This is a genomic window from Lentzea sp. CA-135723, from assembly GCF_050936595.1.
In the GTDB taxonomy this organism is placed as follows: Bacteria; Actinomycetota; Actinomycetes; order Mycobacteriales; family Pseudonocardiaceae; genus Lentzea.
In genome coordinates this window covers 1,456,075-1,470,250 of sequence record NZ_JBNJMK010000002.1, presented here as the reverse complement: position 1 = coordinate 1,470,250, position 14,176 = coordinate 1,456,075, and the positions used below count along the sequence as shown (strand labels likewise).

13 protein-coding genes are annotated in these 14,176 nt (G+C 69.5%); 4 read left to right on the top strand and 9 right to left on the bottom strand.

Translation table 11 applies throughout. From position 1 onward, the window contains the following. The first annotated feature begins 100 nt into the window (after nucleotides 1–100). Nucleotides 101–805 carry an LLM class flavin-dependent oxidoreductase gene (locus tag ACQEU1_RS42830; RefSeq protein ID WP_433215820.1) on the top strand — a complete coding sequence of 235 codons (705 nt, stop codon included), beginning with the start codon at nucleotides 101–103 and terminating at the stop codon, nucleotides 803–805. Here ACQEU1_RS42830 and ACQEU1_RS42825 read toward each other — a convergent pair. Then, nucleotides 799–1,839: an MFS transporter gene (locus tag ACQEU1_RS42825; protein ID WP_433215817.1), complete on the bottom strand. Its 1,041-nt coding sequence runs from the start codon at nucleotides 1,837–1,839 to the stop codon at nucleotides 799–801. The two genes, ACQEU1_RS42830 and ACQEU1_RS42825, sit on opposite strands and share 7 nt — an antisense overlap. A gap of 147 nt (nucleotides 1,840–1,986) precedes the next feature. Beyond that, a complete protein-coding gene (locus ACQEU1_RS42820; RefSeq protein ID WP_433215814.1) occupies nucleotides 1,987–3,321 on the bottom strand; it encodes a cellulose binding domain-containing protein in 1,335 nt (444 codons plus the stop codon). 231 nt (nucleotides 3,322–3,552) lie between these two features. Between ACQEU1_RS42820 and ACQEU1_RS42815 the strand changes: the two genes are divergently transcribed. Then, nucleotides 3,553–4,323, top strand: a complete 771-nt coding sequence (locus ACQEU1_RS42815; RefSeq protein WP_433215811.1) for a hypothetical protein — start codon at nucleotides 3,553–3,555, stop codon at nucleotides 4,321–4,323. Here ACQEU1_RS42815 and ACQEU1_RS42810 read toward each other — a convergent pair. The 7 genes from ACQEU1_RS42810 to ACQEU1_RS42780 form a co-directional block, all read right to left on the bottom strand. Beyond that, entirely contained in the window at nucleotides 4,310–4,639 is a 330-nt protein-coding gene (locus ACQEU1_RS42810) for a hypothetical protein (RefSeq protein ID WP_433215809.1), read from the bottom strand. The two genes, ACQEU1_RS42815 and ACQEU1_RS42810, sit on opposite strands and share 14 nt — an antisense overlap. Further along, nucleotides 4,636–5,889: a choice-of-anchor P family protein gene (locus ACQEU1_RS42805; RefSeq protein WP_433215806.1), complete on the bottom strand. Its 1,254-nt coding sequence runs from the start codon at nucleotides 5,887–5,889 to the stop codon at nucleotides 4,636–4,638. Before ACQEU1_RS42805 ends, ACQEU1_RS42810 begins: the two co-directional genes overlap by 4 nt. Next, nucleotides 5,886–6,539 carry an ABC transporter ATP-binding protein gene (locus tag ACQEU1_RS42800; RefSeq protein ID WP_433215803.1) on the bottom strand — a complete coding sequence of 218 codons (654 nt, stop codon included), beginning with the start codon at nucleotides 6,537–6,539 and terminating at the stop codon, nucleotides 5,886–5,888. Before ACQEU1_RS42800 ends, ACQEU1_RS42805 begins: the two co-directional genes overlap by 4 nt. Then, on the bottom strand, nucleotides 6,536–7,228 hold the full coding sequence (locus ACQEU1_RS42795) for an ABC transporter ATP-binding protein (protein ID WP_433215800.1): 693 nt from the start codon (nucleotides 7,226–7,228) through the stop codon (nucleotides 6,536–6,538). The genes ACQEU1_RS42800 and ACQEU1_RS42795 overlap by 4 nt, the downstream gene beginning before the upstream one ends. Further along, the gene (locus ACQEU1_RS42790) at nucleotides 7,225–9,042 is read right to left on the bottom strand and encodes an ABC transporter permease (protein WP_433215797.1); all 1,818 of its coding nucleotides are present in this window, start codon (nucleotides 9,040–9,042) and stop codon (nucleotides 7,225–7,227) included. Before ACQEU1_RS42790 ends, ACQEU1_RS42795 begins: the two co-directional genes overlap by 4 nt. 34 nt (nucleotides 9,043–9,076) lie before the next feature. Further along, nucleotides 9,077–10,471, bottom strand: coding sequence for an ABC transporter substrate-binding protein (locus ACQEU1_RS42785; protein ID WP_433215794.1), 1,395 nt, complete (start codon nucleotides 10,469–10,471; stop codon nucleotides 9,077–9,079). A 138-nt stretch (nucleotides 10,472–10,609) separates the two neighbouring features. After that, a complete protein-coding gene (locus ACQEU1_RS42780) occupies nucleotides 10,610–11,368 on the bottom strand; it encodes an SGNH/GDSL hydrolase family protein (protein WP_433215791.1) in 759 nt (252 codons plus the stop codon). 138 nt (nucleotides 11,369–11,506) lie between these two features. On the opposite strand from ACQEU1_RS42780, the gene ACQEU1_RS42775 reads away from it, so the two are divergent. Further along, a complete protein-coding gene (locus ACQEU1_RS42775) occupies nucleotides 11,507–12,406 on the top strand; it encodes a DUF4142 domain-containing protein (protein WP_433215789.1) in 900 nt (299 codons plus the stop codon). 91 nt (nucleotides 12,407–12,497) lie between these two features. After that, nucleotides 12,498–13,970, top strand: coding sequence for a DUF1996 domain-containing protein (locus tag ACQEU1_RS42770; RefSeq protein WP_433215786.1), 1,473 nt, complete (start codon nucleotides 12,498–12,500; stop codon nucleotides 13,968–13,970). Nucleotides 13,971–14,176 lie beyond the last annotated feature (206 nt).

Genomic DNA, 14,176 nt, shown 5'->3' with positions numbered 1-14,176 from the left:
ATCTGTTCGGAAGATCCTGGCGTTACTCCGCCGCCGATGGAATAGGCCAGGCGGTGGCACCGGGCGTGTCGCGGGCCGTCCGGCTGCGACACTGACGGACGTGCAGATCGGCGTCTTCACCGCGGGCGAGCAGGATCCGGCCGGGATGGTCGCGCTGGCGCTCAAGGCCGACGAGGTGGGGTTCGACGTCTTCGCGGTCGGCGAGCACCACAACCCGCCGTACAGCTCGTCCTGCCCGGCCACGCTGCTCGCCCACATCGCGGCGCGCACGACCATCGCGCTCTCCACCGCCACCACGCTCATCACCACGAACGACCCCGCCCGGCTCGCCGCCGAGTACCGGACGCTGGACCTGCTCGCGCCCGGCCGCACCGACCTGGTGCTGGGCCGGGGCAACACCGCGAAGGTGTTCGGCTGGTTCGGCCAGGAGATCGAGTACGGGCTGCCGCTGACGATCGAGAACTACGCCCGGCTCAGCGCGTTGTGGCCGGAGCGGCCGTACGTCTGGCACGCGACCACGCGCTCCCCCGAGATCGCCGACCTGGCCGCGCGGCACGACGACGGCCTGTTCGTGTTCGCCGGCCAGACCGAGCACGTCGCGCGGTACCGGGACCAGGCAGCGCACCCCAGGATCGGCGTCCTGGCCGACGCGCTCGACGAGGGCCTCGGCCACGAACCCGACCGGCTGCTGATCAAAGCCGGAAGCCCGGACGACGTGGAAAAGCTGTGGTCGCAGGTGCGTTCAGCCTTGCCACACCGCCGCTCTTCGCGAGACTCAGCCCCGAAGCGCGCGCTTCCTCACTGACGCCGCACCACCAGCGCCACCACCAGGATCATCACGGCGACGGCGAACGCCGAGCCCAGCACCCACAGCCCGTAGATCGCGAACGCCACGAACTCCGACCCGATCGCGGCCACCGACGTGATCGTCGCGCGGGCGTCGGAGGAGATCCGGTGCTGCAGCTCGGTCTCCACGTGCACCAGCACGAACCGGTACAGGCCGTAGCACAGTCCCAAGAGGACGATCGCGAACGGGACCGCCAGCCACGCCGCCACGAGCAGCAACAAGCCCGAGGCGAACAGCACCCAGCCGCGGAACGGCAACCGCCCGGCCAGCGACGCCCCGGCCGCACCCAGCAACGGCACCCCGATCGTCGCCATCGGCACCCAGACCGTCGGCACGTGCCAGTCCTGCGCCAGCAGCGTGAAGTACTCCTCGAACGCGTCGATCGCGTACACCAGAGCCACTGCCAGCACGGCACGTTTGATCGGCACGGACGCGCGCAACCCGGTCTTCAGCGTGTCCAGGTAGCCGAGTTCCTCCTCGTCGTCCTCACCGCGCTCGGGTTCCGGGAACCGCAAGGCGATCACCGACGACGCGAGCAGCACCACGACGGACACCCAGCCCGCCAGTTCGTAGCCGCCGAACGAGAACAGCACGGTGGCGATGACCGCGACCGGCACCTGCGCGATCAGCTCGATGGTGTCGACGCGCGCGTTGAGGCGTCCGTACTGGTCCTCGTCGCCGTTGGCCGCGAGCCCGTCGTACAGCAGGGCCTCGAACGAACCCGACTGCAGCGTGCCGCCCAGGCCCCACAGCACGAACCCGGCCGCGAACCCCCAGAACGACGGGAACACCACCCAGGCCGCGTGCCCGAGTGCCTGCAGCACACCGGAGGCGACCAGACAGCTCCGCCGCGAGAACCGGTCCGCCAGCGCACCCGACGGCACCTCGAACACGACCGCGGTCAGCGACCAGATCGTGAGCAGCACCGAGATGGAGGCGTCCGACAGCCCGCTGTCGGCGAAGAGCAACGCGTACAGCGCGTAGATGGGCACGAGGTGCGAACACCACGCCCACGCCGTCGCGGTTCGGGAGAGATCAGCTGAAGATCAATGTCGTCGACGCATGGCACAAGACTAAGCCGCCAGCGCCACCGAATAAATGGCGCTGACGGCTCGTGACCGGTCAGGAACCGGCCGTGATCAGAAGCCCGCGGTGATCTTCGTGAACGCGAGCTCCGCCTGCTGGATGCCGGAGCAGTTCGCGGCCACCTGGCCGTCGCAGCCGCCGCGGTCGCGGTTGACCGACCAGAAGGCCAGTCGCCCGAGGCCGTTGGACTTCGACCAGTCGCGGATCGCGGTCCAGTCGTCGACGGTGGTCAGCTCGCGCTGGTCCGACAGGCCGTTCATGCCGGAGATGCCGACGTGCTTGAACGCCTCGGCGTCGCTCCAGCCGAACGTCGACTTGAGCTTGTTCTTCAGCCCCGTCGCCGCGTTGATGGTGTCCTGGCGGACGTTGGAGCTGCCGAAGTCGAACGGCATGATCGTGAACACGTCGATGTTCGCGTTCAGCGCCTTGGCCTGGTCGATCAGCCGGTTGCCGTAGAAGTTCGGGCCGGTGGTCGAGGTGCCGAAGGTGACGATCGTCTGGATGCCCGGGTTGTTCTGCTTGACGATGCGCAGGGCGTTGACGATCCGGTCGGCGACGACGGTGTTCTCGAACTCGTCGGAGTTCTCGATGTCGATGTCGATCGCCTTGAGCCCGTAGGCGTTGATGACCTGCTGGTACGCGCCGGCCAGCGCCTCGGGGGTCGAGCAGTTCGGGCCGAGCTTGTTGCCGCTCCACCCACCGAACGACGGCACGATGTCACCACCGGCCGCGCGGATCGCGTTGATGGTCTGCTGGTCGGCACCACCGGTGAGCGGCCTTTGACCGTCCCACGCGGGGTTGCAGCCACCGCTCGACAGCACGAACGCGAGCGTGAACCACTTTACGCCGGTCTGGCTCATGACCTGCGTCGCGCTCTGCGGGTTGCCCCAGCCCAGGTACAGGTAGGGCGCGCCACGGCCGTTGCCGGGCAACGGCGGGTTCGACGTCGTAGTGGTGGTGGTCGTGGTGGTCGTCGTCGGCGGGTTGCCGTTGCCGTCGCACGAACCGCCGTTGACCTTGCAGTTGGACGGGTTCGCGCCGGAACCCTTCACGGTGAAGCCGAAACTGGTGCTGCCACCCACGGGAACGTTGCCGTTCCAGGTGCTGCGGACGGTGATGTTCTGGCCGTTGGCGGCGTAGCTGCCGTCCCAGAGCGACGCGATCGACTGGCCGCTCGGCAACGTGAACTCGACGGTCCACGACGTGAGCGCGGACCCGCCGCTGTTGGAGATCGTGTACTTGGCCTCGTAGCCGCTGCCCCAGTCCGACGTCTTCGTGAACGCCGCCGTCACGCCCGACGCGCCGCTCGCGGGTGCGGCGAGCACGCCTCCGACCACGGTCGCCATCGCGAGCCCGATGGTCAGGATCTGCCAGCGAAACTTCTTCATGGTGCTCCATTCACGTGCAGGGGGTACGTGATGAAGGGCACGTTAACTGGTCTAAACCACCTGTTCAAGGGGATGAAACGGACATCGTTTGTGCTGGTACAGACGTTGCGAGAGAACGCTCTCACCTTAAATCCACTTAAGACTCACATTGTTCGGTCGCTGACGAAACCCGGTGACGTGGGCGAAACCGGTTCCGCGACCGGCACGGTCCGGACGTACTCTCGCAGCCATATGGACGCTTCTGAGATCGCGCGGCTGATGGCGGCTTACGAGGTAAGCCCGGAAATCCAGCTCACGCAGACCGCCTACCGCCTCGACCTGGCGCGGACCTGGCAGATCCCGCAGGGCGCGCGGGTCCTGGAGATCGGCTGCGGTCAGGGCGACATGACCGCCGTGCTCGCCGACCAGGTCGGTCCGGACGGCCTCGTCGTCGGCACCGACGTCGCCGTCCCCGGCTACGGCGCCCCGATCACCGTCGGCGACTCCGCCCGGCGCCTGCACGACGGCCCGCTCGGGTCCCGGATCGACATGCGCTTCGAGACGGACGTGCTCACCGACGACGTCGGCGCCGGGTACGACTACGTCGCGCTGGTGCACTGCTCCTGGTACTTCGCGTCGGCCGGGTTGCTGGAGCAGACGTTGAGGAAGGCGCGGGAGCTCGGTTCGCGGCTGTGCTTCGCCGAGTGGGACCCGATGCCCGCGCACACCGGCCAGATCCCGCACCTGCTCGCGGTGCTCGCCCAGGACCGGATCGCGGGTGACACGGAGCTGAACGTGCGGGCGCCGCTCACGCGCGAGACGCTGCTGGGCGCGTTGGAACGGACGGGGTGGCGGGTCGAGGAGGTGTCCACGGTGGACACCAGCGCGTTGCAGGACGCCGACTGGGAGGTCGGTTTCGCGGTGCACGACGCGCCGGGCGGGCTGGCGAAGGAGTTGCTGCGGCAGGTCGCACGGGACAAGGGCAACGTGCCGTTGCCCGCCTACGCCCTCACAGCACGCTAGTTCGTTCCAACTTCTCGCGATCGCGTTCCCGGTCGCGTTCCTCCAGCAGCTGCAACAACGCGTACGTGGTCTGCCGCTGCTCCTCCAGGAGCTTCGTCAGCCACGACCCGAAGTAGAGGAACCCGCCGACCCCGATCAGCCCGACCCCCAGGATCCCGCCCGACACCACGTACGGGACCTGCTCGAACGTGTACCCGGTGTGCGCGACGCCCCACCAGGCGAACAGGATCGCCGCGATGCCCGCCGTCATCAGCATCGTGCCGGCCAGCCCGAGGCCGTTGCGCATCCGGGCACGGCGGCGGTCCTGGATCGTCATGGCTTCACCCTCAGGTCGGGGACACCGGTCGGGTGCCCGGAAGGACAGGGGGCGCCGCCCAGCAGGAACGTGCCGAAAGACTTCATCCCGAACGCTCCGGCCGCGGCCACTCCCAGCCCGGTGAGCACCAGCAACGCCGGTACGCCCGGGAAGTCGAGGAGCGACCGGGGCCGGGTGCGGGCGGAGGCGACCGGGACGACGGACTTCGCGGGCGGGTTCACGCCCGCGACCGGAGGTGTGCCCGGCGACAACGGCGGGGGTGCGTCGAGAGCAGGTGGCGGCGGTACGACTGGCGCGGGGGCGTCCGGTGGGGTCAGGGGTGCGGCGGCGGAGGCGTTCGCGACAGCCTCGGTGTCGCCGACGATCACCACCATCTTGCGCAGCGGGTTGAGCAGCGGCACGAGTTCCTTGGGCAGCAGCGGGGCGACGATGCCGTCCAGGATGCCGCCGAGGCCGAGCTTCGTGCGCAACGCGAGCACGTCGATCGTCAGCGTGAGGCCGCGCGAGGTGGAAGTCGCTGACGTGCCTTCGAGTTTCGTGGACGACGTGGGCCAGGCGAGCGTGACTCCCAGTGGTTCCAGGGCTTTCAGCAGGCCGTCCGGCGGTGCGTCGGGAGACCTGACCGGGAACTTCTGGCCCAGCACGGTGAACTCGGCGATCGAGAACGTGCTGGTGCCGCTCCCCTTCGCGCCGTCGCTCACGGCCACGGACTCGAAGCGAACCCCGGACATCACCACCAGACCGGCCAGCAACGAGATCGTCTGGGCGGAGGTGACGGCGGTGGACCGGGCCTCGGACGCGCCGACCGAACTGGTGCTCGTGGAGGAGAGCCCGTCCGCGGTGAGCAGGAACGGCACCTCCTGCTTGGCTCCCGCGTACGACTCGGCCTTCGCGGCGCCGGCGGAGGCGCGCATGCCCGGCTGGGTCTGGTCGGCCGGGCCGCCGGGGTGCGCCGCGTTCGCCTGCACCGGGTAGGCGAAGCCGAGCAGTTGTGGCAGGCCGGTGCCGACGGCGGCGCCCGGCCACAGCGACGACGCGAGCGAGCGGCCGATCGGGCCGGAGCCCAGTTCGGTCTGGGTGTAGGAGAGGTGCGCCTCGCCCTGCGGTTCGGCCGGGACCGGGAGCAGGTCGGTGTGCAGGAGCACCGAGACGGGCGCGGCGCGGGCGGACAGCGTGAAGCCGCCGATGTCGGAGGCCTGGGCCGGCATCGGGGACAGCAGGAGGAGCAGCAGAACGAGCGCGTACCTCATGTCGTCCCTCCGAAGTAGACGGTGGCGAGGTCGTCGTCGGCCGAGACGGCGCCGTGCGTCATCACGACGACCTGGTCGGCGACGGCGGAGGCGGTCTCGGCGAACTGCTCCACGATCAGCATCGTCACGCCCGAGCGCGCCAGCTCCCCCACCACCTCGTACAGCTCGGCGACGATCACCGGGGCGAGGCCCATCGAGAGCTCGTCGACCACCACGACCGCCGGGTCGGTGAGCAACGCCCGGGAGAACGCCAGCATCTGCTGCTCGCCGCCGGACATCGAGCCCGCGAGCTGACGGCGGCGCGCCGACAGCTTCGGGAAGCGCTCGTAGACGACCGCGGGGTCACCGCGCATGAGCCGCAGGTTCTCGGCGACGGTCAGGTTCGGGAAGATCGCGCGGCCCTCCGGGATCGTGCACAGGCCCGCGCGGGCCAGCTCGTCGGGTGCGGCGTCGTTGACGTGCACGCCCGCCAGGTGGACGTGCCCTGAGGTGGCCCTGATCTGTCCACTGAGGACTTTGACGAGCGTCGACTTGCCCGCGCCGTTCGGGCCCAGCAACGCGGTGACGGTGCCGCGCGGCACGGTCAGCGAGACGCCGCGCAGCACCTCGATGCGGCCGTAGCCCGCGTGGACGTCCATCAGGTCGATCATCCGAGGTACGCCTCCCGGACTCCGGCGTCCGCGCGGACGACGTCGGGGGTGCCGGACACCAGCAGCCGTCCCAGGTTCAGCACGTGCACGTGGTCGCAGTAGCCCATGACGAGGTCCATGTCGTGCTCCACCAGCACGACCGCCCGCCCCTCCGCGCTGAGCTGGCGCAGCAGCTCGCCGAACTCCTCGGTCTCGGCGCGGTCGAGTCCCGACGACGGTTCGTCCAGCAGCAGCAACGACGGGTCGGTGGCGAGCGCGCGGGCCAGTTCGAGCAGCCGGGCGGCGCCGGTCGGCACGGTGTCGGCCTGGTTGCGGGCGAACTCCGCGATCCCGACGCGTTCCAGCAGCTCGCCGGCCAGCCGGGCGGGACGGCGGCGGCTTTCCAGCGCCACCACGACGTTCTCCCAGACCGTGAGCGACCCGAAGACCTCCAGCCGCTGGAACGTCCGGGCGACGCCGAGCCGGGACCGCTGGTGCGGGCCGAGGCCCGTGATGTCCGCGAAGTCCAGCAGCACGCGGCCCGACGTGGGTCTGCGCAGCCCGCTGATCACGTCGAACAACGTCGTCTTGCCCGCGCCGTTGGGCCCGATCAGCCCGGTGACGCCGGGTTCGACGACCAGCGACACGTCGTCGACCGCGGTCACCTCGCCGAAGCGGACCGTGACGCCCTCCACCCGCAACGTGCTCATGCGCGCCGCCAGGTCCAGGCCCGGAAACCCCAGCTGACCAGGCCGTTCGGATCCCGCGCGAGCCCGGCCGCGGCGACGCCCAGCAGCACCACCGCCACCCCGGCGAACGCGGGGAAACCGCTCTGCAGCACGGGAAGCAGCATCAGCATCGTCCCACCGAGCAACGCGCCGGACACCGACGTCACGCCCGCGATCACCGCGAACAGCAGCAACGGCAGGTTGTTGAACAGCTGGAAGTCGCTCGCCGCAACGGTTTCCCGCAGCTGCGCGAACAACCCGCCCGCGAGCCCCGCGATCGCCGCCGACAGCGAGAACACCCACACCCGGATCCACCGCACGTTGAGGCCCAGCGTCGCGCACGCGGCCGAGCTGTCCTTGACCGCGATCATCCGCCGCCCGAGCCGTCCGCGCCGGATCGCCAGCACCCCGATCCCGACCAGCGCGAACACGCCCGCCGCCAGCACCAGCTGCCCGGTCGCCGAGCCGACCATCGCGGGCACCTGGAGACTCCCCCGCACCCCGAACGCGATCGGCGACTGCAGCACGAGCTTGTCCATGAGCTGCGCGAACCCCAGCGTCGCGAGCGCCAGGTACAGCCCGCTCACGCGCAACACCGTCAACGCGATCAGCGCCCCCACCACGGCCGCCACCGCTGCCCCGGCCAGCAGGCTCACCGGCGACGCGCTGCCGAGCCGCGCGACCGTGACGGCCCCGACGCCGACGAACGTGAACTGCCCCAGCGACACCACCCCGCCGTACCCGGTGAGCAGCACCATCGACAGCAGCACGATCCCGAACACCAGCGCCAGCGCGAGCTGCCCGGCGACCACCGAGTCCACCAGCAACGCCAGCACGACGACCACAGCGCCGAACAACCCTGCCCCGACCCCGGTCGTCAGTGCGGTCGGCACCGCCACCCCGCGCTGCCCGCGCACCCCGCCGATCCGCAACGGCGACTGCGGCATCGCCAGCAGCACCACGAACAGCAACAACGCCGGAATCGCCGCACGGAACGAGATCCAGAACGGCGACGACGGCAGGTACGCCACCGCGTACGACTGCACCAGCCCGAGCCCCAACGCCCCGACGAACGTCCACGGCAGACTCCGCAGCCGCCCCACCAGAGCCGCCGTGTACGCCGTGATCACCAGCAACGTCATCGTCACGTAGTCGAGCTGCACCACCGGCGTCAGCAGGATCCCGCCCAGCGCCGCCAGCGACGACCCGATCGCCCAGCTCAACGCCGACAACCGGTGGGGCCGCGTCCCGTACAGGGCGGCCAGCTCCGGCGCGTCCACGCAGGCCCGCATCGCGAGCCCGGTGCGCGTCCGGTTGAGCAGCACGTACAACCCGCCCGCCACCAGCACCGCGCACAGCAACGTGACCAGGTCGTGCCCGCTGACGAACGACTGTCCGATGTGGACGCCGAGCTGGTCGAGGAACGGCCGCACCGGACGTGCCTGCGGCGGCCAGATCACCTGCGCCACGCCGATCAGCCCGACCAGCACGCCCACCCCGGCCACCAGCGAGATGCCGACCGGCGCCCCGACCAGGCGGCGCATGATGAACCGCTCGACCACCAGCCCGAACAGCGGCGCGCAGACGCCCACGACGAGCAGCAGGGCGAGCCACTGCGGCAGGCCGCGGTTCTCGGCGAGCTCCCAGTAGAGGAACGCCATGACCATGCCGATGGCGCCGTGGCCGACGTTGAACACCTTGGAGGTGCTGTAGGTGAGGACGAGGCCGCCCGCGACGACGGCGTAGGCACCGCCGGTGACGAGGCCGAAGATGGTGTACGCGAGGAGGGCGGTCATGAGAGGCCTCCGGCGCCAGAACCCTTGCACGACCTCATCCGCCGACCCCCGTGTCGATCAACGACCCGCACGAGTACCCCGAAGCCGGCGCCAACCGGCTCCACGCCCCGCCCTTGAGCTTCACCAGCGTCATGCAGGCCGAGGTCCGCTTCCCCCCGACGTCCTGCGGCGCCACCATCCCCTCCGCCGTGAAGTCGTGCACCTGACGCACCGCGTCCAGCATCGCCTTGCGCGTCAGCTGCGGCCCCACCTTCGCCGCCGTCGTCACGAACAACCGCGCCGCCGCCCACGCGAACATCCCGAAGTACGACGGCGCCGCCCCCGGAGCCACCCGCCCCAGCCACTGCTTGTACAGCGCCACCTGCGCGTTCGACTCCTCGAACAGCGCGCCGTTCGTGTAGACCACGGTGCCGTCCACGGCCGCGCCGCCCTGCCGCACGTACACCGGGTCGTAGGCGGACGGGTCGGTGATGAACGCCTCCGGCGTGTACCCCTGCTGCCTCATGGCCTGCTGCAACCGCACCGCGTACTGCGCCGACCCGATCCAGTAGACGATCTTGGTGCCGGTCTCCTTCAGCTTCGCCACGTACGGCGCGTAGTTGACGTCCGCGATGTCGATGGCCTGCGAGTACACGAACTTGATGCCGCGCGCCTCGGCGGCTTTCTGCATGCTGCGAGCGTTCTGGGCGCTCGCGTCGGCGTTGAGGTACATGTACGCGGCGGCGCCGACCGCGCCGGGGAACGCCTGCTTGACCAGGTCCGGCCCGGCCGACGACACGAGGTTCACGACGTTCGACGCGGCACCGAAGCTCACGGCCGTGCGCTGCCGTTGGGCGGTGACGGTCGAGGCGCGCAGGTCCGGGATCCCGCACCCCTGCGCCGCCGGCCCGCCGCCCTGGTCGAACGCGGACATCGAGCCCACCAGCGCGAAGGCCTGTTCGCACGCCTGGGAGGTCGCCTGCTGGTCACCGCCGCTGTCGGTGCGCGAGTCGAACGACACGAGCTTGAGCTTGCGGCCGCACACCGAGCCCTGGGTGGCGTTGAAGTACTCGACGAACGCCTTGGTGGCCTGCTGCGCGGACTGGAAGATGCCGGGCACCGGGCCGCTGATGTCGGAGATGTTGGCGATGGTGATCTCGCCGGCCGTGACGCCCTTGTCGGTGGCGCCGCCGGTGCCCTGGCAGGCGCCCGCGATGCTGCCGGGCGGATTCGGCTTCTGGTCGGGCTGCTGCGGGTTCGCGGCGCCCGGCTGCTCGGCGGTGCCCTCGGACACCGCGCCGTCCTCGCCGGTCACCGCGCCGTCCTGGGTGGCAGCCGACCCGCCCTGCGGCACGACGAGTGCGGCGCGTTGCTCGTCGGTGAGTCTGCTCCCACACCCGGCTACCAACGCGCAGATCGTCAGTGCGACCAGTGCGGTCCTGCGGCGCATACAGTCGGACGCTAGGGCTCTGCATCCATCCAGGACCAGGCAAGTTATAGAACGCGTTCTACATGCAAAGAATCGCGCGGAAACCCGTCACCAAAAGACCCTGCCCTCGTTAGAGCAGCCCACAAGAACACGTTCTAGTTACGACGGAGGCAGCAGTTCGGGACGACGGGGCCTGATCACGTCACCGGACGACTCGCCGCGCACCCGGCGCACGACCCACGGCACGACGTGTTCGCGCGCCCACTTCCAGTCCTCCGCGCGCTTGGCGCGACGGTCGACCAGCGGGGCCACGCCGAGGACGGTCCGGTCCAGCGCGTGGTCGACGCCGAGACCGTCGAGCACGGAGATCGCGACCTCGGCGTGCCCGAGCGAGTTGAGGTGCAGCCGGTCGACCGACCACATGCGACGGTCGCGCAGCTGGCGCATGTTCCACATGTCGACGAGCACGCACGAGTGCTCGGCCGCGATCGAGCGCACGTGCTCGTTGTAGATGGCCACGCGACCACGCATCTTGCGGAACACCGGGTCGTCGGCGCCGTCCACGCCCGTGAAGAGGATCACGCGCGCGCCCGCGGTGACGAGCCGCGCGACGGCCGCGCGGTAGCGACGCATCAACGCGTCGATGTCCACCTTGGGCCGCATGAGGTCGTTGCCGCCCGCGTAGAGGGAGACGAGGTCGGGCTTCATCGCGAGAGCGAGCTCCAGCTGCTCCCCCAGCACCTGCGGCATCAGCCGGCCGCGCACGGCCAGGTTGGCGTAGGTGAACTCGGGGTCGGCCGCCCCCAGGACGTCGGCGACCCGGTCGGCCCAGCCGCGCACGCCGTTCGGCCTGCCGGCGTCCACGTCGCCCACTCCCTCGGTGAACGAGTCCCCCAACGCCACAAAACGCTTGCTCATGCTCACGACCCTATGTCGGGCATATGCAGCGGGAACGTCCGGGGGTTGCGGTCCAGGAGATAACGGTTCGATAACGGCGGCGTCTCGAACTGAGGCGCGCTCCCTTTCCTGGCCGTATCCCCGTTCGTGCGACTCCCCATGGACTTGGCGAAGCCGACGCGACTGATGGTCGCGCTGGCCGGCTGCGCTCTGGCAGTGCTCCTCAACACCGGGAGCGCCACCGGGCAGCCGAGTACGACGCCGTCCACCCCCATCTCCACCCCGCCGCCCGGGAGCAGCGGGACGGGCGACGAGGTCGTCCAGACGCAGTGGGGCCCGCTCGGACCGGCCGACCGGGACTTCCTGAACCGCGTCAAGCAGGCCGGGTTGTGGGAGAAGCCCGCAGGGGAGAAGGGCAAGGCCAAGCGGCCGGACCAGCCCAAGATCCAGGAAGCCTGCAAGCACCTCATCGAGGGGCACACCCTCCTGGACAACGTGGTGAACAGGGCGGGCGTCCTGCTCGGCCACACGTTGCCCACCGAGGCCTCCGACGAGCAGAAGGGCTGGCTCGCCGAGATGGACGCGGCGAACGGCGACGAGTTCGACGCCGTCTTCGCCAACCGGCTCCGCGCGGCCCACGGCAAGGTCTACGCCTACGCCGCGCAGATCCGCGCCGGCACCAAGAACGAGCTGGTGCGCATCCTCTCCACCCAGGCCATGATCACCGTCTTCGACCACATGAAGGTGCTCGAGGACACCGGCCGCGTCGACTTCGCAGGACTGGAGTCGCCGGCACCGCTCGCACCGCCGCCGCCCGCGGACAACAGCACCGCCGCACAGGGCGACCAGGAGCAGGGCGACCAGTCGACCAACCCCACCGACGGCGTGATCCCGACCGTGCCCGAGGGCACCCGGTTCACCCGGACCGCCGAGCAGGGCGTATTCGGTGAGAACAACGGCGTCTTCTTCGGAGCCATCGCGGTGCTCGCTCTCGCGCTGGTGGGGATGAGATTCATCTCCCGTTCGAAGAAATCGCGACGTAAGTCTCGCTCGTTCTAAAAAACACACCCAGGCTCAATCCCGAAGATAGCGGCCCCATACCGCCGTCAGCTTCGCCATGCCGTTTTATCGGACTACCACGAGGTGGCAAATGGCTATTCACCGGAGGAAATCCACGATCTGGCTCACCGCCGCCGCTGCGGCGATGGCCGTGGTCGCGGGCGGTGCCGCGGTGGTGGCCATCAGTTCTTCTGATGGCTCCGCGCTCGCCGACGGGGCGGACAAGAGCTTGTTCGTCGACATCACCAAGGTGAAGCCGAACGTCAAGAAACCAAAACAACAGAACAACGCCACCACAGGCACGTTCACCGTGAACTGCGGGCGGAACGAGAACGGGCACTTCAACCCGGACAACTTCATCGCGCAGCCCGGTGTCCGCAACGGTGCCCAGCACCTGCACGACTACGTCGGCAACCTGTCCACGAACGCGGACTCCAACAACCAGTCGCTCCAGGCGGCGGGCACGACCTGCAAGAACGGTGACAAGTCCGCCTACTTCTGGCCCGTCGTGCGCATCATCGACGAGGAAGAGGCCGCCGAAGGCGCGGAGGGCGGCGAGCAGGCCCCGCCGAAGAAGGACGACAAGGCGCAGCAGGACAAGGACAAGGCCGTCAAGGGCCAGGCCCAGCTCCAGTGCCCCGACGTCGCGTCGCTGCTCCCCGAGGACGTGCCGGAAGGCGCCCAGGCGGAGATCGACAAGGAACTCGAGAACATCGACAAGGTGACCGAAGAGGCCGAGAAGAAGGTCGCTTCCACCAAGGCCCAGGACCATGACAACGTCATCGTCGGCCCGACGCGCGAGAAGCGCGCCGCGATCCTCAACCGCATGATGCAGGCGTTCTCCCGCCAGGGCGTGCAGGCCCCCGACCTGAACGCGGGCGCCGCGTGCGCCGTGAAGGACGCGGCCGCGGGCGAGAAGGGCCTCGACAACGGCAACGAGAACAGCGACAACGCCCAGGCCGAGGGCACCGAGCAGAAGAAGAACCAGAACAACGCCGAGGAGAACGCCGAGAACGAGCTCGAGGGCAACGAGGGCGAGATCCAGCGCCCCGCCGTCGTCGACCTGCAGTTCCGCGGCTCGCCCGTCGGCAAGGTCACCGCGATGCCCAAGTTCCTGCGCGTGCTCTACGGCGACGCCAAGGCCGGCCAGAACGGCCCGAAGAACGCCAAGGCGTCCTGGACCTGCTCCGGCTTCGAGGACAAGGTCCTGATGGACAAGTACCCGATCTGCCCGCAGGGCTCGAAGGTCAAGCGCATCCACGACTTCCCGAGCTGCTGGGACGGCAAGAACATCGACTCGGCGAACCACCGCGACCACATCGTGTTCCCGGACGCCAACGGCAAGTGCAAGCAGGGCTTCAAGGCCGTGCCGCAGCTGCGCATCTCGCTGACCTACAACATCCCGCTGGACGTCCAGAAGGACGGTCGCTACCTGGTCGACTCCTTCCCGGAGGAGGAGCACAACCCGCTCACCGACCACGACGACTTCGCCAACGTGATGTCGCAGAAGATCATGAACCGCCTGGTCAACTGCGTGAACTCGGGCAAGAAGTGCCGCGAGTGACGCCCTGACCGTTCGTGAGTGAAGAGCCCCGGTGCACCTCCCGCGCACCGGGGCTCTTCGCTGTCCGGTGTGGACGGTCGGTCGGGGCGCTCCGGCGACTTCCCTGCCGTGGCCGCGATTTCACCGCGATTCGCCGCCCAAGCGCGTTCATCCACGTGAACCGGTTCACCGACGTGAATCTTCAACCGGGATCATTGACCAGAAAG

Bases quoted from the DNA above. Each gene is read 5' to 3' on its own strand.
- ACQEU1_RS42820 (WP_433215814.1), bottom strand. From the start codon at position 3,321: ATGAAGAAGTTTCGCTGGCAGATCCTGACCATCGGGCTCGCGATGGCG.
- ACQEU1_RS42815 (WP_433215811.1), top strand. From the start codon at position 3,553: ATGGACGCTTCTGAGATCGCGCGGCTGATGGCGGCTTACGAGGTAAGC.
- ACQEU1_RS42810 (WP_433215809.1), bottom strand. From the start codon at position 4,639: ATGACGATCCAGGACCGCCGCCGTGCCCGGATGCGCAACGGCCTCGGG.
- ACQEU1_RS42805 (WP_433215806.1), bottom strand. From the start codon at position 5,889: ATGAGGTACGCGCTCGTTCTGCTGCTCCTCCTGCTGTCCCCGATGCCG.
- ACQEU1_RS42800 (WP_433215803.1), bottom strand. From the start codon at position 6,539: ATGATCGACCTGATGGACGTCCACGCGGGCTACGGCCGCATCGAGGTG.
- ACQEU1_RS42795 (WP_433215800.1), bottom strand. From the start codon at position 7,228: ATGAGCACGTTGCGGGTGGAGGGCGTCACGGTCCGCTTCGGCGAGGTG.
- ACQEU1_RS42790 (WP_433215797.1), bottom strand. From the start codon at position 9,042: ATGACCGCCCTCCTCGCGTACACCATCTTCGGCCTCGTCACCGGCGGT.
- ACQEU1_RS42785 (WP_433215794.1), bottom strand. From the start codon at position 10,471: ATGCGCCGCAGGACCGCACTGGTCGCACTGACGATCTGCGCGTTGGTA.
- ACQEU1_RS42780 (WP_433215791.1), bottom strand. From the start codon at position 11,368: ATGAGCAAGCGTTTTGTGGCGTTGGGGGACTCGTTCACCGAGGGAGTG.
- ACQEU1_RS42775 (WP_433215789.1), top strand. From the start codon at position 11,507: ATGGACTTGGCGAAGCCGACGCGACTGATGGTCGCGCTGGCCGGCTGC.
- ACQEU1_RS42770 (WP_433215786.1), top strand. From the start codon at position 12,498: ATGGCTATTCACCGGAGGAAATCCACGATCTGGCTCACCGCCGCCGCT.